19 protein-coding genes are annotated in these 21,888 nt (G+C 36.0%); 9 read left to right on the forward strand and 10 right to left on the reverse strand.

Translation table 11 applies throughout. The features are described 5' to 3' along the window. The first annotated feature begins 103 nt into the window (after positions 1-103). The 3 genes from KORDIASMS9_RS10295 to KORDIASMS9_RS10305 all read left to right on the forward strand — a co-directional run bounded on the left by KORDIASMS9_RS10295 (position 104) and on the right by KORDIASMS9_RS10305 (position 2,454). Positions 104-1,222, forward strand: a complete 1,119-nt coding sequence (locus KORDIASMS9_RS10295) for an AraC family transcriptional regulator (RefSeq protein ID WP_114902765.1) — start codon at positions 104-106, stop codon at positions 1,220-1,222. Positions 1,223-1,552: 330 nt separating this feature from the next. Then, positions 1,553-2,059 (forward strand): hypothetical protein, encoded by a 507-nt coding sequence (locus tag KORDIASMS9_RS10300; protein ID WP_114902766.1) that lies wholly within the window; start codon positions 1,553-1,555, stop codon positions 2,057-2,059. Positions 2,060-2,070: 11 nt separating this feature from the next. Then, a complete protein-coding gene (locus KORDIASMS9_RS10305; RefSeq protein ID WP_114902767.1) occupies positions 2,071-2,454 on the forward strand; it encodes a hypothetical protein in 384 nt (127 codons plus the stop codon). A gap of 61 nt (positions 2,455-2,515) precedes the next feature. On the opposite strand, the gene KORDIASMS9_RS10310 is transcribed toward KORDIASMS9_RS10305, so the two are convergent. Together KORDIASMS9_RS10310 and rpsO are read right to left on the reverse strand one after the other, a co-directional pair. Next, positions 2,516-4,747, reverse strand: coding sequence for a polyribonucleotide nucleotidyltransferase (locus KORDIASMS9_RS10310; protein ID WP_114902768.1), 2,232 nt, complete (start codon positions 4,745-4,747; stop codon positions 2,516-2,518). Between the two features lie 162 nt (positions 4,748-4,909). After that, positions 4,910-5,179 (reverse strand): 30S ribosomal protein S15, encoded by a 270-nt coding sequence (gene rpsO / locus KORDIASMS9_RS10315; protein WP_114902769.1) that lies wholly within the window; start codon positions 5,177-5,179, stop codon positions 4,910-4,912. Between the two features lie 316 nt (positions 5,180-5,495). On the opposite strand from rpsO, the gene KORDIASMS9_RS10320 reads away from it, so the two are divergent. Next, positions 5,496-6,323 carry a hypothetical protein gene (locus tag KORDIASMS9_RS10320; RefSeq protein ID WP_114902770.1) on the forward strand — a complete coding sequence of 276 codons (828 nt, stop codon included), beginning with the start codon at positions 5,496-5,498 and terminating at the stop codon, positions 6,321-6,323. An 81-nt stretch (positions 6,324-6,404) separates the two neighbouring features. On the opposite strand, the gene KORDIASMS9_RS10325 is transcribed toward KORDIASMS9_RS10320, so the two are convergent. From KORDIASMS9_RS10325 to KORDIASMS9_RS10345, 5 genes are all read right to left on the reverse strand, one after another. After that, positions 6,405-7,022: a protein rhiA gene (locus KORDIASMS9_RS10325; RefSeq protein ID WP_114902771.1), complete on the reverse strand. Its 618-nt coding sequence runs from the start codon at positions 7,020-7,022 to the stop codon at positions 6,405-6,407. A 183-nt stretch (positions 7,023-7,205) separates the two neighbouring features. Then, positions 7,206-8,063 (reverse strand): acetyl-CoA carboxylase, carboxyltransferase subunit beta, encoded by an 858-nt coding sequence (gene accD, locus KORDIASMS9_RS10330; protein ID WP_114902772.1) that lies wholly within the window; start codon positions 8,061-8,063, stop codon positions 7,206-7,208. A gap of 239 nt (positions 8,064-8,302) precedes the next feature. Then, on the reverse strand, positions 8,303-8,818 hold the full coding sequence (locus KORDIASMS9_RS10335; protein ID WP_114902773.1) for a hypothetical protein: 516 nt from the start codon (positions 8,816-8,818) through the stop codon (positions 8,303-8,305). Positions 8,819-9,095: 277 nt separating this feature from the next. Then, positions 9,096-10,163: a class II fructose-bisphosphate aldolase gene (fbaA, locus tag KORDIASMS9_RS10340; RefSeq protein ID WP_114902774.1), complete on the reverse strand. Its 1,068-nt coding sequence runs from the start codon at positions 10,161-10,163 to the stop codon at positions 9,096-9,098. 438 nt (positions 10,164-10,601) lie between these two features. Beyond that, positions 10,602-13,160, reverse strand: coding sequence for a BamA/TamA family outer membrane protein (locus KORDIASMS9_RS10345; protein ID WP_114902775.1), 2,559 nt, complete (start codon positions 13,158-13,160; stop codon positions 10,602-10,604). Between the two features lie 38 nt (positions 13,161-13,198). Between KORDIASMS9_RS10345 and KORDIASMS9_RS10350 the strand changes: the two genes are divergently transcribed. Continuing rightward, positions 13,199-13,927, forward strand: coding sequence for an RNA methyltransferase (locus KORDIASMS9_RS10350; protein ID WP_114902776.1), 729 nt, complete (start codon positions 13,199-13,201; stop codon positions 13,925-13,927). An 854-nt stretch (positions 13,928-14,781) separates the two neighbouring features. Here KORDIASMS9_RS10350 and KORDIASMS9_RS10355 read toward each other — a convergent pair. Together KORDIASMS9_RS10355 and ubiE are read right to left on the reverse strand one after the other, a co-directional pair. Then, positions 14,782-15,501: a porin family protein gene (locus KORDIASMS9_RS10355; RefSeq protein WP_114902777.1), complete on the reverse strand. Its 720-nt coding sequence runs from the start codon at positions 15,499-15,501 to the stop codon at positions 14,782-14,784. Between the two features lie 5 nt (positions 15,502-15,506). After that, complete coding sequence (gene ubiE, locus KORDIASMS9_RS10360) at positions 15,507-16,235, reverse strand: bifunctional demethylmenaquinone methyltransferase/2-methoxy-6-polyprenyl-1,4-benzoquinol methylase UbiE (RefSeq protein ID WP_114905206.1); 729 nt, start codon at positions 16,233-16,235, stop codon at positions 15,507-15,509. A gap of 222 nt (positions 16,236-16,457) precedes the next feature. On the opposite strand from ubiE, the gene trkA reads away from it, so the two are divergent. The 4 genes from trkA to KORDIASMS9_RS10380 all read left to right on the forward strand — a co-directional run bounded on the left by trkA (position 16,458) and on the right by KORDIASMS9_RS10380 (position 20,207). Then, a complete protein-coding gene (gene trkA, locus KORDIASMS9_RS10365; protein WP_114902778.1) occupies positions 16,458-17,807 on the forward strand; it encodes a Trk system potassium transporter TrkA in 1,350 nt (449 codons plus the stop codon). A 9-nt stretch (positions 17,808-17,816) separates the two neighbouring features. Then, a complete protein-coding gene (locus KORDIASMS9_RS10370) occupies positions 17,817-19,307 on the forward strand; it encodes a TrkH family potassium uptake protein (protein WP_114902779.1) in 1,491 nt (496 codons plus the stop codon). A 107-nt stretch (positions 19,308-19,414) separates the two neighbouring features. After that, positions 19,415-19,672, forward strand: a complete 258-nt coding sequence (locus KORDIASMS9_RS10375; protein ID WP_114902780.1) for a hypothetical protein — start codon at positions 19,415-19,417, stop codon at positions 19,670-19,672. 238 nt (positions 19,673-19,910) lie between these two features. Next, on the forward strand, positions 19,911-20,207 hold the full coding sequence (locus tag KORDIASMS9_RS10380; protein ID WP_114902781.1) for a hypothetical protein: 297 nt from the start codon (positions 19,911-19,913) through the stop codon (positions 20,205-20,207). A gap of 318 nt (positions 20,208-20,525) precedes the next feature. On the opposite strand, the gene KORDIASMS9_RS10385 is transcribed toward KORDIASMS9_RS10380, so the two are convergent. Then, a complete protein-coding gene (locus tag KORDIASMS9_RS10385; protein WP_114902782.1) occupies positions 20,526-21,710 on the reverse strand; it encodes a pyridoxal phosphate-dependent aminotransferase in 1,185 nt (394 codons plus the stop codon). Positions 21,711-21,888: the final 178 nt, after the last annotated feature.

Here is a 21,888-nt window from a genome sequence, read left to right on the forward strand (position 1 = left end):
TAACTGTTCAGTATAGTTTATGGGAAATCACTGTATGAAATAAAAGTAAAAAAATATTTCAATTTTAAGTTGAGTTTCCTACTTTCACAACAAAGAAAAATTAATGAGCGCTAATTTTTTTAATTTTTTATTGATTGCTGGAGCTGTTCAAGGTTTCATTTTCAATGGATTCACTTTATTTTCTAAAAAGAAAGTCAGTAAGGTGATTATTTTTTTGAATCTGACGGTTTTCTTTTTGTCGCTCAACAACTTGCAAGCATGGTTAATTGCCAAAGATTTTCGTTTCGATTTCTTCTTTTTACGACAGTTTTTAGTGCCTTGGTATATGTTCATTATGCCGATGTTTTATATGTTTTTTATTTATTATTTAAACATTCAAGGTAAAGTTCGGAGTTTTTTAAAAGTTGCGATCGTATTGTTTGTGTTGGAATTGATTTTGCGAAGTGTTTTTATTTTAAATGCTTCGGAAACGAATATTTATTCCGTAAAAATGTACACGTACATTGAGGAAATGGTGAATGCTGCTTTTTCTATTTTTCTTTTTTATAAATGTCTTCGAATTGTTTTTGGAGAAAGTAAATTGCTCGATTTTATTGCAAATTATGACGATATTAAGTGGTTGAAAATCTTTTTAATTTTGGGTGGATTCGTTCTCGGATTTTGGATTTTAGCCATTGTATTGAATACGTATTATGATGATGATTATCGCTCGTATTATCCGTTACGCTTGGCAACTTCAGTATTGTTGTATTGGATTGGATATCAAGGAACTTCACGATATACGTTATTGCATGATCGAATTCTATTGCGTGGAAAGTTGGCTGTATTAAAGTTGGAAACTACTGAGAAAGTTGCGGCAGAAGCAAAAAAGGATTTGTCAGAAAAGCATCAGCAAGAGTTTGAAACCATTGCGCGTTATATTGTTTCAGAACAACGATTTTTAGATGCAAAATTGAGTTTGGAGCCATTGGCAGAAGAACTTGAAATTAGTGCGGGACATTTGTCAAAATTGATCAATACGTGTAGTGAGTATAACTTTTCAGATTACATCAATTCACTGCGCGTAGCACAAGCCAAAGAATTATTGAAAGATGACGATTTTGATAATTACACGATTGTTGCCATCGGGTTGGAATGTGGTTTTAATTCGCGTTCTACCTTTTATACAGCGTTTAAGAAGTTTACCGATTTGACACCTTCCGAATATCGAAAAAAGTACTGATATGTCCTAAATTTTCATCCAAAAGAAGATTTCGGACATTTTAAAAGCAATTTATTTTCAAACAATTACATGACAATATTGCTACTGAAAACAGCAGTTAAACTTTTGTAAAGAAAATTTCCAAAAAAAGATAAAAGTTCAGTCTTTCTAAGGAGTTTCAAGCATTTTGCTATGGTGATTTTCTGTGAAGTAGTAACTTTTCTTGTGTACGTTCTCACGAAAGTGGTATTAAAAAAAGCATCCGAATATTCCCTTCAATGCGTATTTCGGATGCACAAAATACGTTTCAAAACTACATTCGTTTCATGTAAATCTTAAAATCAGATGATTATGAAAAAACAGTTTATCATTTTACTACTGTTACCGCTGGTAATTTTTTCGCAAGAAAATAGCAATTTCAAATTTAAATCAATTTCTGTAAGTCCATTGGCTGCTTTTACTGGTGGAAATCATGGAGGTTTTGTCATTGGTGGCGATTTGGGAATTGCGTATAAGGAGAATATTTTTTTATTGTCAGCGCAATTCGGACAAGAATTTGTCGTACTGAGTTCGTATCGTGATTCTTTTTCTACATTGAGTTTGTCTTGGGGAAGAATATTTGAATGGACTAGTTGGCTTCAATGGGATGCTTTTGCGGGTTTGTCATACTTTTATTATAAAGAAAAAAACGTTGCAATTCGTGGATACGATCGTACTTCAACGATAGGTTTTCCAATAACCTCTTCTCTCAAATTCATGATTGGCGATTATTTTTCAATAGGACCACAAGTTCGTGTTCATCTAAATTCGATTCAATCAATTCTTACAATGGGAATTAACTTCCAAGTAACTTTTTAAAAAGAAACATCATGAAATACTTTATAAAATATTCGAAAATCGGAACCGCAATTTTTACAGTATTGCTGTTGTTTCAAAGCTGTATCATCTATAATTTTAAAACGTATACTTTAGACGAGGCTGTTGCGAGTGAGAAGCGAACTAAGATAGTGTCGAAATCTGGAAAACGTTTTAGGTACAAGAAAATCATCCAAATTGATAGTGCGTATTATGGATTGAAAAGAAAAGATAGTGTGCTATTGATACCTTCAGAAATTAGGAAAATTAAGCTTAAAAATAATACAGCATCTTTAATTACATCACTTACGGGAATTAGTGTTATTTTATTTCTAGTTATTGGTATTGCTACATTTGAAACGAGTACACCAGATGTTACCTTTCAGCTGCCTCAATAAATTAGACATATAAAAAACGCCTCGAATTTCGAGGCGCTTTTTAAATATATAGGATAAAATATTATTTATCTTCTCTCGGTTTGCGATTGTCACGTCCGCGATTATCTCTACCTCGGTTGTTATCACGTCCACCTCTATTATTGTCTCTTGGTGGTCTTGCAACATAGCCTTCTGGTTTTGGTAAAATTGCTTTGCGCGACACTTTTTCTTTACGTGTTTTTGGATCTGTTCCAAAATACTTCACGTCTAAAATATCGCCCATTTTTACAATGTCACTCACATTGTCAGTACGTTCCCAAGCCAATTCAGAAATGTGTAATAATACTTCGTTTCCTGGGGCTTCTGTATATTCTACAACCGCTCCGAAATCTAGCATTTTAATTACTTTTACTTCGTAAATACTTCCTTTTTCTGGTTTGAACGTAATCGAATCAATTTTCGCTAATACTGCATCAATTCCATCTTGGTCTGTACCTAAAATTTCAACAATTCCTTCTTCTGTTACAGGATCTTCGTTGATTACAATCGTAGTTCCCGTCGCTTTTTGTAATTCTTGAATTACTTTTCCTCCAGGTCCAATCAACGCGCCAATATAATCTCCAGGAATTGTTTTGGTGATCATTTTTGGTGCATGTGCTTTTACGTCATCGTTTGGTGCCGCAATCGTATCTGTCAATTTCTCTAAAATATGTAAACGTCCGTCACGTGCTTGTTGCAAAGCATTTACAAGAATTTCGTATGACAATCCTTTTACTTTAATATCCATCTGACACGCAGTAATTCCGTCCGCAGTTCCTGTTACTTTAAAGTCCATATCTCCTAAGTGATCTTCATCCCCTAAAATATCAGATAAAACTGCATACTTTCCAGAATCTGCATCAGAAATTAATCCCATTGCAATTCCAGAAACAGGTTTCTTTAATTGTACACCTGCGTCCATTAATGCCATGGTTCCTGAACAAACAGTTGCCATTGATGATGAACCGTTAGATTCTAATACTTCCGAAACGACACGTACAGTGTACGGGCAATCGTCTGGTACCATTCCTTTTAAAGCACGTTGTGCTAAATTTCCATGTCCAACTTCACGACGCGATGTTCCACGAATTGGTCGTGCTTCACCAGTTGAAAAAGGAGGGAAGTTATAATGTAAATAGAAACGCTCTTCACCTTCGTGTGATGGCATGTCTATTTGGTTAGCTTCTCTTGAAGTTCCTAATGTTACCGTTGCTAACGCCTGAGTTTCTCCACGCGTAAAGATTGCTGAACCGTGTGTTGACGGTAAATAATCTATTTCACACCAAATTGGTCTAATTTCGTCCGTTTTACGACCATCCAAACGCAATCCTTCATTTAACGTTAAGTCACGAACGGCTGCTTTTTCAGCCTTGCGGTAATATTTAGATACTAAATCACCGAAATCTTCCAATTCTTCTTCTGAGAATGTTTCTTTGATTTCTTCTTTAATTTCTCCGAAAGCAGTACTTCTTTCATGTTTAGCAGAACCAGCTTTTGCTACAGCATATACTTTATCATACGCCATGTCATACACTTTTTTCTCTAAATCTGCGTCTTCTCTTTCCGGATCGTACTCACGTACTTCTTTCTTTCCGAAAGCTTCTGCTAAACGAAGTTGTGCTGCACATTGCTCTTTGATGGCTTCGTGTGCAAACTTGATTGCTTCGGTCATTTCTTCTTCAGAAATCTCATCCATTTCACCTTCTACCATCATGACAGAATCAGCAGAAGCTCCAATCATCATATCGATGTCAGATTCTTCTAACTGTGCTCTTGTTGGGTTGATGATAAATTCTCCGTTGATACGCCCAACTCTTGCTTCAGAGATAGCACATTCAAATGGGAAATCTGACAACTGAATTGCTGCTGATGCTGCTAAACCAGCCATTGCATCAGGCATTACATCTTCGTCATGAGACATCAACTGAATCATCACCTGTGTTTCTGCGTGATAATCTTTTGGGAATAATGGACGTAAAACACGGTCTACCAAACGCATTGTTAACACTTCACCGTCACTTGGTCTTGCTTCTCTTTTGAAAAAACCACCAGGATAACGACCTGCTGCTGCAAATTTTTCGCGGTAATCAACGGTTAAAGGTAAAAAGTCAACATCGCTTTGTTTGTAGTTAGAAACTACGGTACATAACAACATACATTTTCCTGACTGCACTACAACGCTACCATGCGCTTGCTTAGCCAACTTTCCGGTTTCGATAGAAATTTCTCTACCGTCGCCAAGGTCAATGACCTCTCTAAAAACTTTTGGAATCATAAATTTTTTTTAATTCTAATTAAACAAAGGTCGTTGTGTTGTTGTGTGTAGTTGTTGTGTGACCCAATGAAAAACCAGTAATTATAGCTTTTTAATACTTCCAACAAAGGTTAGAAGCGTACTTATGTAAATTAAAAAAAGAGGCACGAAGCCTCTTTCTTTTTATTTTCTTAATCCTAATTCTTTTACGATTGCACGATATCTGTTGATATCTTTCTTCTTTAGATAGTCTAGTAAGCTTCTTCTTTTACCTACCAACTTTACTAGCGAACGCTCTGTGTTAAAATCTTTACGATTTTTCTTTAAGTGCTCCGTTAAGTGATTAATTCTGTGCGTAAATAACGCAATTTGACCTTCTGAGGAACCTGTGTCTGTTGCAGACTGTCCGTGTTTTGCGAAGATCTCTTCTTTAACTTCTTTAGTTAAGTACATGCCAATATTGTTTTAATAATTTTTATGTATCGATACGGTTATCATATCAAGCCGCAAATATACTACTATTTTTTAGAATCCAAATTATTATTGTAAGAGAAAAAAGAGAGAATGTTTTGAGGTCAAAAATTAAACGTACTTAAATATTTTTTTAACCCTAATTAAACCTTTTTATGTGTGATAAGTCTTAGGTACATGAATTGTTAAAAAACGTTAATTGCACAATGCATAACGGGCAATTGGTTGGTACCAAACTGATTAGACTACAGGTGAATTCCATCTGAAAACATTAAAAACTTTAAAAAACGAAGAAAAGATGAAAACCACATTCAAAAAGCAACGAGGAATTTTATTAGTATTGATGAGTCTCTTTGTAATGATCGCTTGTCAAGACGACAACGAAACTAGTATTACAGAAGACGAAGTAGCCTTAGATGATGAATTGGCGCAACGCAGTGCTGAAATTGATTTAATTTCCGATGATATCGGATTAATTGTCGATGATGCCGCACAAGAATTTGAATCCGCAGTATCATTTTTGCCAGCATGTGTTACCATTTCTACGCAAGTAAGTGGCGGATTTAGTCAGCTTACGCTAGATTTTGGTGATGGCTGCGAATTGCCAAACGGAAATATTGTCAGCGGAATCATTATGATGAGTCAAGATGTAAATGCTCAATTGGCAAGTAGAATCATTCAAGTTACTTTTAGCAACTTTACCCGAAACGGCGTATTGGTTGAAGGCACACGTAGCGTTACTCGCGTGTTGAGTAACGATGCGGGAAATCCACAATCGACTGCCGCAGTAGATATGCAAGTCACTTGGCCAAATGGCGCTACGTATACACGTCAAGGAACAAGAACACGCGAATGGATTGAAGGTGTCAACAATGGTACTTGGACAGATAACGTATTTTCCATCACAGGAAGTGGCACTACGACAGGCGTATTAGGAAATACACATTCGGCAACCATTACCACAGCCTTACGAAGAGAAGCAACTTGCGCTTTTATTGTAAGTGGCGTAGTAGAATTGTCACGTAATAGCAACACAGGAATTTTAGCCTACGGAGATGGAACTTGCGATGGCGAAGCAACTTGGACAGGTCCGAATGGAAATACGATTGCTATATTTTTAGATTAGTAAATTGAGTAGTTTTAGAAAACAAAAAAGGCTTCCAAATATGGAGGCCTTTTTTGTTATTTTATGATGAAAGTAGTATGGTTATTCTGTAGGTGCAATAGTCCATGTGTTATCGGCATTTAATATTGCGGTCATGCTATATACATTTACGGGGAAATCAATAGAAGCAGTTTGATACAATTTGTTAGGATCAATAACTTCTCCTTGCGTAAAGTTTCCGAATGTAATTTTATAAGAAGATCGCGTGTCTAACCCATACATCAAATTTGGTGCTGCTTGTGCTACAAAGGTGGCACTGCCAGCCATACCAATGCCCACAGAAGCTTGATTTAAAGGTATGGTATTGTCACATATAATATACAATTTACCATCAACATTTTTACCTGTTTCTAAATTGATGAATTGAAAAGCTCCATCTTTTTTCGTAAATGTAATTGTATTGTTTTCTTCTATTTCAGCTTTTACTACTTGAGAAGACGAAAAAGTAATTCCAGAAACCAATTCGCCAGTTTCACACCACACAAAACAAGGATCTGCATCCCAAGTAAAAGTATCCGTTACATCTGGATTTGTTTTTTTTGCAATCCAAGCTAACGTCATAAAGTTTGGATCGTTGATATTAGGATATTCTTGAAATATACAGACGTCTCCAAGATATGAACTGTTATTAATAAAAATCACTTCGTACTTAGTAGTCATACTATTAGTTTTTAGGTAAAACAATAGAAAATTATTTTACAAGTTATCTGACGAAAATACTTATTTTCCATAAAAAATTTTAGCGTACTAATACTCGTTTTTAAGTACGGATGTATTTCTGTAAACGAAAAAAGACCTCCGTAATTGGAAGTCTTTTCTATTAAATGTATGTTGTAACCAAAGCTACGCGCGTATCGGTTGATTCTGAATCAAGTCAATATACAAGTTGATTTTGTTTTTGAGTTCTTTTCTGTGCGAGATAAAATCTAAGAATCCATGTTCTAGTAAGAATTCTGAAGTTTGGAAACCTTCTGGTAAATCTTTTCCTGTAGTATCGCGAACAACTCTTGGTCCTGCAAAACCAATTAAGGCGCCTGGCTCCGCAATGTTGATGTCTCCCAACATTGCAAACGAAGCAGTGGTTCCTCCTGTAGTTGGATCTGTACATAATGAAATGTATGGAATTCCTGCGTCTGCTAATTGTGCTAGTTTTGCCGACGTTTTTGCCAATTGCATTAATGATAAGGCAGCTTCCATCATTCGTGCACCACCAGATTTTGAGATGATCATGAATGGAAGATTGTTTTTCAAGGAATAGTCTGCCGCGCGTGCAATTTTTTCACCCACAACACTTCCCATAGAACCTCCAATAAATTTGAAATCCATACAAGCAATGACCAAATCTTTTCCTTTCGATTTTCCAACGGCGGTACGAACAGCGTCTTTCAACCCTGTTTTTTCTTTGGCAGCTTTCAGTCTGTCAACGTATTTTTTGTTGTCCTCAAACTTTAATGGATCTTTTGAGGTTAAGTTTTTATCGAGTTCTTTAAATTTTCCTTCGTCGAAAAGTATTTCAAAATATTCTTTGCTTCCAATGCGAACGTGGTATCCGTCTTCAGGACTTACATAGAAGTTTTTTGCCAATTCTTCCGAATCAACAATTTTTCCTGTGGGCGATTTGTACCAAAGTCCTTTGGGCGTATCTCTTTTCTCTTCTGTAGAGGTTTGGATACCTTTTTCTTTTCTTTTAAACCAAGCCATAATGATTTGTGAATTACGATTTACAATGTTAGACAATTTGTTACCGTCTGTATCGTACGATCAAATTAGTTAGTTTTCTTTTTAGTTAGTGGACAAAATTACTGTTTTTATTAGTGAAACTCAAAATTTGATTTGGCTATCTGCTAAATAGTTTGAAGAAGTTGCGTTTTTTTTTGAATTTAATTTTAATAATGGTGAAGATGAATAGGTTTTAGTTGTTGATAGTCAGTATTTTATTGTTAGAGTTCAATGGCTTTCCATTTTCCTTTTTGGAAATACATATTGTGAAATTTTGGCGATCTAAAAACAAGGAAAAAGTCGCCAACTTGTCTGTAGATTGTTGGATTGGTAGTAAGTATATGATGCGAAGGCTTTATTGTTTTAATAACAAGTCGTGCAGAAGAATACGGTGTTACTGTCGTAATTGTTCCTTTGTGCGTATTTAGAATTTCTTCTTTGTCAGTAACATAAAAGTAGATGCTGTCATTTTCTTTAATTTCAAACCGGAAGGTATTGTACTGCCAATCGGCTTGTTTTCCCTGAAAGTAAGTACGATCAATAACATACGTTCCGTAATAGTCAGATTTGTTAAGTACTATTGGTTTAAAAAGTGGGCGAAGCAGCACAATGAGTACTAAAAGTGCTATGATTCCTATTGGGATGAAAAGGAAAACCTTTTGTTTTGTTAGCAACCACACAATAACAAACACTATTATAATAGGAACAATAATGAATATGAATCCGAGACCTACCATTGATACTGTTTTTTGTATGTAGAAGTATATTATAAAGATAAAAAAAACCTCGTTACTACATTGTTTTTGTTGTAACGAGGTTGGTGTTTTTTCCACTTTCGTGGAGATTCCCAATTTCTCGGGAACTTCTGCGTTAGGGATTGAGGCTTTGTTGGAGCTCTTTTGAAATCTGGATTCCTGCCTACACAGGAATGACAGTTTTCAAAAAGCGACTGCCGAAAGCCCGACCAGAAGAAGCTTGAGGTTCTCAAAAGCTTCTTTTGGAAACGCCCAACTATTATAAGGTATTAACGTTGTTTAAATCTTCAAAAGCTTGCTTTAAACGTGTTTTGAATGTCAATTCACCTTCGCGCAACCATTTTCTTGGATCATAGAATTTTTTGTTTGGAATGTCGTCTCCATCAGGATTTCCAATTTGCAGCATTAGATAGTCTTGTTTTCCGATCATGTAATCGCGAATTCCAGACATGAACGCAAATTGTAAGTCCGTATCAATGTTCATTTTGATCACACCGTAGCCAATTGCTTCTCTGATTTCTTCTAAGGTAGAACCTGATCCACCGTGAAAAACAAAGTCAATATGATTGTGTCCAACATTGAATTTTTCAGAAATATATTCTTGCGAATTTTTTAAGATTTTTGGCGTCAGTTTTACATTTCCTGGCTTGTATACACCATGCACGTTTCCGAAAGCAGCTGCCACAGTAAATTTTGGACTTACTTTCATCAATTCTTCATACGCATACGCAACTTCTGCTGGCTGAGTGTATAGTTTAGAATCGTCTACATCGCTGTTATCTACTCCGTCTTCTTCACCACCTGTGATTCCTAATTCAATTTCAAGCGTCATGTCCATTTTGCTCATGCGCGCTAAGTATTCTTTGCAAATTTCGATGTTTTCTTCGATAGGTTCTTCCGAAAGATCGATCATGTGTGAGCTGTATAACGGTTTTCCAGTTTCGGCAAAATGCTTTTCGCTGGCGTCTAACAAACCGTCAATCCAAGGCAATAATTTTTTTGCACAGTGGTCGGTATGTAAAATTACAGGAACGCCGTACGCTTCTGCCATTTCATGAACGTGTTTTGCACCTGCAACTGAACCTGCAATGGCTGCTTTTTGACCTTCGTTACTTAATCCTTTCCCGGCGTTGAATTGTGCGCCTCCATTTGAAAATTGGATGATGACAGGAGCATTGAGTTCTGCAGCCGTTTCCAACACTCCATTGATAGAGTTAGAACCTACCACATTGACGGCTGGTAAGGCAAAGCCTTTTTCTTTGGCTAGTTTGAAAATTTCTTGTACTTCGTCTCCAGTAGCAACTCCTGGTTTTATGTTATGACTCATCGTCTTTGTTTTTTGGTTTGATTACAAAAGTAATAAAAATGTAAAGAGTTTTTACGTAGTTCCTAATTTAAGGTGAAAAGCCAAAGTCACTTTTGCGAATTTGATAATTTCAAGTGTTTTTATGTGTGTTTGACTGTGAAAATTTTGATGATTTTAAAGAAACGTTGCTTTGTTTTTGATAGAAATAAATGGCTGTTTTGTAATGGTTTGAAAGCGCAAACGTTTTAGTGTTTTTGAATTACAAATGTTGAATGCTAAATTTTAAATTAGAAAGTGTTTGTGATTTAGCTTTTAGATATTAGTATTGAGTATTGAGTATTGAGAATTGAGAAGTTTCAAAGAACAATTTAAAATTCAGAATTTAACATTCAACATCAGACTGAAATAAATGTAAAACGCTAAATATAAAATGAAAAAGTAATTTTCAACACCCAACACCTAGAAAGGATAATTGATTCCAATGTTATACACTGCATTTCCGAAGTTGTAATCGTTGAACCAACGATTGTTAATTGGATACGCAGGATCGTACGTTTTGAAACCAATATCAAAACGCAATACGAAGAAGCTAAAGTCGTAACGCAACCCAAAACCTGTTCCAAGGGCAATGTCTTTGAGCGATTCGAAACCGTTGAATTTTCGATCTGTATCTTCAATGTCGTCAAAAACATTCCAAATATTTCCTGCATCTGCAAATAACGCGCCTTTAAAGCTTCCGAATAAATCAAAACGATATTCAATATTAGAGGTAAATTTTAAATTGGCTTCGTTAAAATCTAAAATACTTGCCGAGCGTCCTGGACCTAATTGATACGCCGCCCAAGCTCGGTTGTCATTAGATCCACCACCAAAATAACTTCGCGCAAACGGAATGTTGTCTGAGTTTCCATACGGAATCGCAATCCCGAAAAAGGTTCGGAAAGCCAATACATCTTGTTTGCTGCCCGACAGTTCCCAATGTTTTATATAATCGAATTCAGTTTTTACATATTGCGTGTACGGAACACCAAAGAGTTTTTTGTTGCCTCTAGAATCTTTTTCCAAATTCGCAACACTGGCAATGGCTGATAAAAAGTTTCCTGCGAGTTCCAATTCGGTTCTAAATTGAAAAAAGGTATTGTCGGCAATGCTTTCTTTGCTATTGTGTAAAAAGTTGATTTTGGATGCGGCAATCAAGTTGTCTTGTGTCAGTCGAAATTGTCGTTGCGCTACACTTAATACTGTGGAAAACTCACTAGGCGTAACTTCAAAATTATTGACAACTACATCTTCTATAAATTGATCGGGTTGCCCAGCAGCAATGTTTAATGATTCGTCATTACTCACATAATTGGAGCTTTGTGCCACAGTATTTAAACGATCGTACGAGCTTGTATATACATTAAAATAGTTGCTTGTATTTAGGTTTCGAATGAATTGCAGATTGAACAATTCTAGGTTAAACGTATTTTTTTTGCTCGGTTGCCAATTGTAGCGAATGAATCCTGTAAAGGTTTGTCTGTCCAACCCGATATTCTGCTGCACGCTGGTTCCAAGTGATAAAACTGTGGTGGGCAACATGTATTTCGGAATGATTTTCTCCGTGTTGAACGGAAAGAAAAAGCGTGGAAAATTCAATCGCACATCCACACCAATTTCAGAAATATTAAAGAATTGATCTTCCGAATCGGCAACATCTCTGGAAGCGCCTAAAGTGCCTCTAGCTGCAATTTCCAAGGTTTCCGCACCGCGAAAAACATTTCTGCTAATCAGCGAAGTACTGAATGAAAAACCGTAATCTTGAATGTTGGAATGCGTGATGTCGATATCAAAACCTAATGAAAACCGTTTTCGAGGTTGCAAATAAATGTTGGCAATTAAATCGGTCAAACTGTCATTGGCATATTCATACCGAATGTTCGGATATTTGAATGTTCGCAAGTTGCTAACGTGTTTGTAAGTCAACGAACGATCTCTATCGCGATACACATCATCTGCATGAATAAAAATAGCATCTGTAATGGCTTTTGGGCGAAAACGCAATTTATCATTGGAGTAAATCGTAAAATCTTCATATTGTACCGAATCTACATATTTTGACCGCGAATTGGCAAACGTATAATCGGTAAAAATATTTACTTTTTTAATGCGATGCACTTTGTATTCGGTTTGTACAATGCTATCGCCTTTGCGTTCGTTTAAGTTGTTGATTCTAAGTAAGACAGGAAGTTTGTAATCGCCTTTGCTGGAATCTTTTCGCACGGAATCAATCCCTACCGTGGGTTTGATGGAACTTAGCTGAAAGTTATAAATTCCCGAATTTCGAAACAAAACCGTCAATCGTTCACGCTCGTCGTAAAAATCGCCTGTATTGTATTGTTTCCCTTGTTTTAAAACCGATTTGTCTTTGTGTAAATTGTAAATAGAGTCCAAATCGGGTGATTTAATCGCGACTTGAATGCTGTCTAAAAAATACGGATTTCCTGTGTTTACATTGTATTGAATTCCTGCTCTGCGTTCTTTTTCATCAGGCACAATTTCATAATTTGCTTCCGCATTAAAAAAACCTTTGTTTTGATAATATACTTTTAAGCGATTGGTGGTTTTCCGCGTTTTCTTCTTATCAATAATTACAGGTGCTTCTCCTGTCTTTTTTAGCCAATTATTAAAACCTGTTTTGTAATTTCCCAATTCTCGAACTTGCTTTTCAGACAATCTTTTGTACAAACGGTCGCGGCGTTTTGGATTTCGATCTAACCAAGCTTGATAGGTAGAATCTGAATCTTCTTCCGAAAGGTTGTAAATGTGCAATCGCAACGGGAAACTCAACAAACGACTGTTGGGTTTTTGGTACATTTGACTCAATGCGTCTGGATCGTTTGACACTTCTCCATTCACCTTTAATTCATTCTCCATCAAAAGCAATTCGTCATCTTTTACATATTTGATGGAATTACAGGAATGAAGAAATGCGCCAATTATAATAAATAATGATATTTTTGCTAAAAAGGATTTCAATAAGAGGTGTTTTTCAAATTCAAAATTAAACTATTTGGATGATTAGCAAAAGACAAATAAAAATAATAACGAGTCTACATCAAAAAAAGTACCGAAAATCAACCGGACTGTTTGTTGCGGAAGGAAAAAAGGTAATTCAAGAGTTTCTAAATTCTAATTTTGAACTAGATACACTATTTACTACGGATGAAAGTTTGTTTGCTTTCAACCCAAAAGTAACATTAATTTCGGAAGCGGAATTAAAAAAGATCAGTTTCTTAAAAACACCCAACAAAACCTTGGCACTTTTTAAAATTTCGGAGGTCGCTGCGGCGGAAACGGAAGGTTTGATCGTTGCTTTGGATGCCATTCGCGATCCTGGAAACTTAGGCACGATTATTCGATTGTGCGATTGGTTTGGCGTGAAACAACTCGTATGTTCTGAAACTACTGTTGATTGCTACAACCCAAAAGTAATTCAAGCTACGATGGGCTCGCTGACACGCGTGAACGTTCTCTATACAAATTTGTCAACCTATCTTTCAAAAACCAACTTACCTGTTTTTGGAGCGTTTATGGATGGCGAAAATGTATACAAAGCCAATTTGCCAAAAGATGGAATTCTCGTGATGGGCAACGAAGCCAATGGTGTTTCTGACGAAATTTCAAATTTGATTACAGAAAAAATTGCGATTCCACGTTTTGGAGACATGCAACAAACAGAAAGCTTAAATGTAGCCATGGCAACAGGAATTTTGCTGAATGAGTTTAAGCGTGTAGATTTTTAATGAATCAATTTGATACTTTGAAAATGTACCAATGTTTACTTTTTGATTCGTTATTTACGAGCGACAGTGCGGTAATCTGTTTGTTTCATAGCAAAATGGTGCTTTGATAGCAGAAGATTGCCACGTCGTAAACTCCTCCAAGGACGTTTCATATTTTATCAGGAAAATCGTGAATCAACAATCGTAAATCATGAATCAAATTTCATCACTTCGAGTGTTTTTTCAAAGAAAAAAAGTATCGAGAAGTACTTTGAAAGTTAATGCTTCTCAATAGATTTCGATACAAAATCTTTTCAAGATTTCACTCAATCTGACGTTTGAAAAAAAATCAAGAATCGTAAATCATAAATCAAATTTCATCACTTCGAGTGTTTTTTCAAAGAAAAGAAGTATCGAGAAGTGCTTTGAAAGTTAATGTTTCTTAGCAGATTTCGATACAAAATCTTTTCAAGATTTCACTCAATCTGACGTTTGAAAAAAAATCAAGAATCGTTAATCAACAATCGTAAATCATGAATCAAATTTCATCACTTCGAGTGTTTTTTCAAAGAAAAGAAGTATCGAGAAGTATTTTGAAAGTTAATGTTTCTCAGTAGATTTCGATACAAAATCTTTTCAAGATTTCACTCAATCTGACGTTTGAAAAAAAATCAAGAATCGTTAATCAACAATCGTAAATCATAAATGAAATTTCGTCACTTCGAGTGTTTTTCCAAAGAAAAGAAGTATCGAGAAGTACTTTGAAAGTTAATGTTTCTCAGTAGATTTCGATACAAAATCTTTTCAAGATTTCACTCAATCTGACGTTTGAAAAAAAATCAAAAATCGTTAATCTACAATCGTACATCAAAAATTTACTGAAACGTAAAGTTGATAAAAATCCCACGTGTTTGCATTTTCTGAATATTACTTGTCCACGGACTGTTAGGATCTTGATCGCGCACCAATTCATCATTCAAAGCAAATACACCACGAATAGAAGGCGTAAATTTAAAGTAGTATAAATAGAAATCCACTCCAAAACCTAATTCATAATAAAACGTTCGTTGCTTCATACGAAATTGGTTGTTGCTATTGTCATCAGGATTTTTTTCATTGCTCGATAAGTTGATCGACGTTGAAAATCCGCCCACAATAAACGGCTTGAAGTTGTTGATTCGCTTCGTTCCAATTTTTAACAATAATGGAATGTGCACATAACTCGATTTTATTTCACGTTCTCTATCTACAGGATCAATCAAACCGTAACTCGCAGGATATTCAATATTACGTGTTGTAAAGAAGATTCCTGGTTCCAAGCGCAAGTTCATATAATTATTCAACTTTACATCTCCCACCAATCCAACATTAAAACCAGTAGAAGGTTTTAACTGAATAGCATCTGAATTTTGGTTATACGTAAATTTAAAATCGTAACTGTTAAATCCTAAAAAATAACCCCAAGTAAGCGTGTTGTTGTCTATTTGACCGTTTCCGCCACTTGCGTCATTTCGAACTTTTTTCTTGCTAAATAATTGAGAGTGCGCAGATTGGAGCGCAAACAAACAACAGATGATGAACAAAATTTTCTTCATAAAATCTATTTTGTTGCGGTGTAAATACTCGCTACACCAAACGTTTGTGGTTTATCTTTCACATCTATAAACCCAATTTTTCGTAAAATATTGTTGAAATTTTCTCCATACGGAAAAGCCGCTGCCGATTCTGATAAATATCCATAGGCAGAATTGTCTTTTGAAAACAGTCTTCCAATTAATGGTAATATGTATTTTGTATAGAATTTGTAAAATTGTTTGAAAGGTGTTTTTGTAGGGACAGAAGTTTCTAACACGACAAAAATTCCTTTGGGCTTTAAGACTCTGAGAATTTCTTGCAATCCTTGTTCTAAGTTTTCAAAGTTACGCACACCAAAAGCTACGGTAATGGCATCAAAGGAATTGTCTTCAAACGGTAACTTTTCGCCATCGCCCAATACCATTTCAATTTTTTCGTGGAGTGCTTTCTTTTTAATTTTTTGTTTTCCAACGTCTAGCATTCCTGGCGAAATGTCCAAACCTACAATGCGTTCCGCGCTAGTTTCTGCTAAATTAATCGCCAAATCGGCGGTTCCGGTAGCGATATCCAAAATCGTTTTCGGATTGGTTTCGCCCACCAAACGCACAACTTTTTTACGCCATTTGATATCGATCCCAAAAGAAATCACGCGGTTCAATCCGTCATAATTCTTCGAAATGGTATCAAACATCTCCGTAACCTGTTCTTTCTTGCCACGATCAGACTCTTTATACGGTGTTACATTCTTTGACATATAGGAAATTTTGGCAAATATAATTAATCCTATCATCAAACATGTGTTGTAATGCCTATAATTTGTCAGCGATTCAAAAACGTGTCAGCACAAAAATCTTTCACAAATAATAGAAGACTCTCAAAACGTAATCTGCACGAAATCTAGCAGACTCCGTTAAACTATTAGCAAGAGATTGCTTTTTTCTCGTATATTTGTATACTTTTTCAATAAGAATATTCGATGAAAATTATAATTGCGGGAGCTGGTGAGGTAGGATATCATTTGGCAAAACTACTTTCTTACGAATCTCAAGATATTACTTTGATAGATTGTAATAAAGAAAACTTAGAATATGCAGATGCACATTTAGACATTCGTGTCGTTAAAGGTGATAGTACTTCCATTAGTGTATTAAGAGAAGCCAGAGTTGCTACGGCAGATTTGGTAATTACCGTTACATCTTCAGAAACAACAAATATTACGATATGCGTTTTGGCGAAGCAATTGGGTTGTAAACGTACAATTGCACGAATTTCCAATACGGAATTCATCGACAACCAAGAAGAATTAAAATTTATCGACTTAGGAATCGACGAATTGATTTCTCCTGAAAAATTAGCCGCTGCCGAAATAAAATTACTGTTAGACCAATCTGCCTTTAACGATAGTTACGAGTTTGAAGATGGTGCGTTAACGATGGTCGGAACTATTTTACAACGAACTGCGCCTTTTGTAGGCAAAAGTGTGAAAGAAGCTGCAAATATTTTTCCAGAATTACACTTTGTGCCGATTGCCATTCAGCGATTTGGAACGCAATATACGCTCATTCCACGTGGCGATACCTTATTTAAAGAAGGCGATCAAGTATATTTTGTCATCTCAAAAGAAGGTGTGGAAGAATTGTACAAATTGATCGGAAAACAACGCGAAGACATTAAAAACGTCATGATTCTTGGCGGAAGTAATATTGGACATAAAACGGCGAGAGATCTTTGTAAAAATCGTTTCAATGTAAAATTGATCGAAAAAGATAAAGAAAAAGCGTTCGAACTGGCAGATCAGTTGCCAAATGCTATGATTATTCAAGGTGACGGACGCAATGTAGAATTGCTGGAAGAAGAAGGAATTTACGATATGGATGCGTTTATTGCGGTTACTGGAAACTCAGAAACGAACATTATGTCGTGTTTGGTAGCAAAGTCGAAAAGCATTCGAAAAACCATCGCTTTGGTGGAAAACATGGATTACTTTCAACTGTCACAATCTATTGGAATTGATACCTTAATCAATAAAAAACTATTAGCGGCAAACAATATTTTCAGACACATTCGTAAAGGTGACGTGGTGGATATGACGCGTGTAAACAATATGAACGCTGAATTGTTAGAATTTGTCGTAAAGCCAACTTCACGCGTATGCGATAAAAAAATAAAGGATCTTGATTTTCCACGATCTGCCATTATTGGTGGTGTCATTAGGGAAGGTGAAGGACTCATCGCGTTGGGCGATTTTCATATCAAATCTGGCGATAGAGTTGTCGTCTGTAGTTTGCCACAATCCATCAACAAAGTAGAACGCATGTTTCTCTAACCTTGGGTGATGAAGATAAATTATAAAATCATATTTCACTTGATGGGATTGCTGTTGATTTGCAACGGCGGATTCATGTTAGTCGCAACTTTGGTCAGTTTTCTGTATGAAGATGGAATTACGTTTCAGTTGTTTTTAGCAGGATTGGTAACCATCATTGCAGGTGCGCTTTTTATGCTGACCACAAAAGATCATAAAAAAGAAATTAAAAAGCGAGAAGGATATATTGTCGTAACTTTTGGCTGGATTTTTATGTCCCTTTCGGGAACGTTTCCGTATTTATTTACGAAAGTCATTCCGAAATTTACCAATGCCTTTTTCGAAACCATGTCGGGCTACACCACAACTGGAGCCACCATTTTAGAAAAGATTGAAGGTTTGCCAGAAGGAATTCTGTTTTGGCGAAGCATGACACATTGGATTGGCGGCATGGGAATCATTGTATTGGCAATTGCTATATTACCCTTGTTGGGAATAGGAGGCATGCAGTTGTTTGCCGCAGAAGCGCCTGGACCAAGTGCTGATAAATTACATCCGCGAATTACCGATACCGCCAAACGATTATGGCTAATTTACGTAGGATATACAGTTGCCGAGACCATTTTATTACAAGTGGCAGGAATGTCATTTTTTGATGCAATAAATCACGCGTTGTGTACCTTGTCAACAGGAGGGTTTTCCACAAAAGATGCCAGTATAGCGTATTGGAATGACAACCCGATGATACAATATATTATCATTTTATTCATGTTTTTGGCAGGAACGAACTTTATATTGAGTTATTTCGCTTTTAAAGGAAAAGTCCAAAAAGTTTTTCGCGATGAGGAATTCCGAGTCTACGCAATTTTTGTCGTCATCTTTACATTGATTGCCACCTTTATTGTATATACACAAGCCAATGTAGAACCGTCTGACTATCATCCAATGGTTTGGGGCGAATTGGAAAGTGACTTCCGGCATTCCTTATTTTCGGTCATCGCTGTCATTACCACCACAGGATTTGTCACCGCCGATTTTACAGGATGGACGACCTTTTTAACCATTTTCTTCTTCGGATTAATGTTTCTCGGAGGTTCCGCAGGTTCCACTTCAGGAGGTGTAAAAGTAGTGCGGCACTTGTTGATGATTAAAAATGGTTTGTTGGAATTTAAACGAACTTTGCATCCGCGTGCAATTATTCCTGTGCGTTATAACAACAAGTCTGTCTCAGAACATATTGTCTACAACATTTTAGGATTCTTTATTTTGTATATGTTGTTGTTTATTATTGGAGCTTTAGTTTTAGGATTTGTTGGTTTAGATTTCGAATCTGCCATTGGTGGCGCAGCATCTTCTTTAGGAAATGTAGGACCTGCATTGGGTGACTTAAATCCGCTTGAAAATTACAACTCTATACCTTCTGTTGGAAAATGGTGGTGTACTTTTTTAATGCTTTTGGGACGATTGGAATTGTTTACGGTTTTAATCCTTATGACGCCATTTTTCTGGAGAAATCGTTAGTTTACAGTGTTTTAAAAATCTACGCTTTAAATTTTTTTTAATTTTTTTTGTAACATTTTTTTTGTTGATCCGTCATACTTATGTAAATCAATCAAAAAACAATCATCATGACAACAACAAATTTTACACACACCTTTTTGGTTCCTGAGGAACCCACGGTATCCACTAGAAATTTTGTAAACAGAGGAATGTTAACTTCTCGTTACAAAGAAGAAATCAAAGACAATTTTAGCAATATGGAATCAAGTTCCTTGTTCCGCTTAAAGCAACACGTTCGTGCCAATCAACACAGATTTATGCCTGCAGCGGGAACTATTTTAAAAGTATCTGTTTTCGTTATTGCATATCTAATCGCTTTCATATAAGTTGAAGCTATTAGTATAAAAGTACGAAGCCGTTTCAATACATGTTGAAACGGTTTTTTTATGTTTTTATATAGAAATCTTATTAAAAATATTGCTTCAAAACAGGACTTTTTTAAAGATTTTAGAAACGTGTACATACTTTCTTAAAGGGTTTTCCAGTAAAAAAGGGGAAAAAACCCCTTTCACAGCTCACAGGTTTTATGGATATTTACAAATGTGAAACAAAAGTTAAAAAACAATGCTTAGAAAGTTTAATTTCTTGGAATTCTGCTGGTTAGCGACCGTTATTTTGCTTACAAGTACGGTGATTACCATTTTTACCAATACAGATGTTGCGGTAGAAGCTACGCCTGCACGTACGCTATTCGGAATAGACCTCACGTATTGCATTGTGATTTTTTATGCCTTTAATACATTTTTATTCTTCGGAATTAAAGAGTTTTTCTGGCGTTACGAACGAAAGTTTCCAAACACCATTATCATGTTTAGTGGTGCAATATTGACCATTTCACTTTTAATACTTAATATTATTTAGTTAATCTCAACCGAGCCAAAAGATGTCTTTATCACACATTTTTTGGCTTTTTTGATTTTTGATCGCTTCACTTCGACAGGCTCAGTGTGAACGCTTTTGGATCGCTTCGCTTTTGGATCGCTTCGCTTTTGGATCGCTTCGCTTGGACTCTTACAATACTTAAGCGTCATTTCGAGTGATTTTTCGCAGAAAAATTGTATCGAGAAATGCTATGAAAGAGTTTTTTCTGAAACTTTAAAATAAACGAACTCATCATACAAAACAAAAAAAAGCTGCTTCCCGAAGAAAACAGCTTTTAGTGATTGTGTAGCATTTATTTTATTGTAATACTTCTTTAATTTGCTTAATCGCAGCACGTAATTCTGCTTCCGAAGCCGCATACGAAATACGAATACAGTTTGGATTTCCGAAGGCTTCTCCTGTAACCGTAGCAACTAATGCTTCTTCCAATAAATACGTTGAAAAGTCAGTGGCATTGTTGATTGTTTTTCCGCGCAATGTTTTTCCGAAGAAGGAAGAAACATCTGGAAATACATAAAAAGCACCTTCAGGAATGTTGAGTTTGAATCCTTCAATTTCTCCGAGCAATCCTAAGACGATATCTCTACGTTTTAAAAATTCGTCCATCATGTATTGAATTTTATCTTTCGTAGCTTCTAACGCAGCAATAGTAGCACGTTGCGCAATACAATTGGCACCACTTGTAACTTGTCCTTGAATTTTATTGCAAGCTCTGGCTATTTTTTCAGGCGCACCGATATATCCAATTCGCCAACCTGTCATCGCAAACGCTTTTGAGACACCATTTACTGTAATTGTACGGTCGTACATAGATGGAATTCTTGCAATGCTGAAATGTTCACTAGTAAAGTTGATATGTTCGTAAATTTCATCAGCGACTACATAGATATTCGGATGCTTTTCCAACACTTGCGCCAACGCTCTTAATTCTGCTTCGCTATATACAGAACCACTTGGGTTGCATGGCGAACTGAACCAAATCATTTTCGTTTTTGGCGTAATGGCAGCTTCTAACTGTTCAGGTGTCATTTTGAAATCAGTTTCTATGGAAGTTGCTACTTGTACAGGCACGCCTTCTGCTAATTTTACAATGTCACTATAACTTACCCAAAATGGCGCAGGAAGAATTACTTCGTCGCCATCGTTTAATAAAACCATCGCTGTGTTAGCTAACGATTGCTTTGCGCCTGTAGAAACCACAATTTGACTTGGTGTATAGGTTAACTTATTATCACGCTTAAACTTATTGATAATGGCTTCTTTCAAATCCGCATAGCCATCTACAGGAGTGTAGCTATTGTAATTGTCGTTAATCGCTTGAATAGCTGCTTCTTTTACAAATTCGGGTGTGTTGAAATCAGGTTCGCCCAGGCTTAAACCGATAATGTTTTTTCCTTCATTTCGTAGCTCTCTTGCTTTTGCTGCCATTGCCAAGGTGGCAGAAGTAGACATGTTTAAAACTCTTTCAGATAATAATGACATGGTTGTGTGTTGTTATATTTTTATAATGCTGAACGTTGCGAAATTAGGTATTTTAAAATTTAAGAAGAAACAAAGCAGCGACTAATTGTTTCGTTTTTTGGAATGTGTTTTAGTTTTTAGAAAATCCTCATAAATTCTGTGTAGATTGTTACAGAAATCAAAAAAAGCCTACGGAAAG

Origin of the sequence: Kordia sp. SMS9 (genome assembly GCF_003352465.1) — a bacterium.
GTDB lineage: Bacteria > Bacteroidota > Bacteroidia > Flavobacteriales > Flavobacteriaceae > Kordia.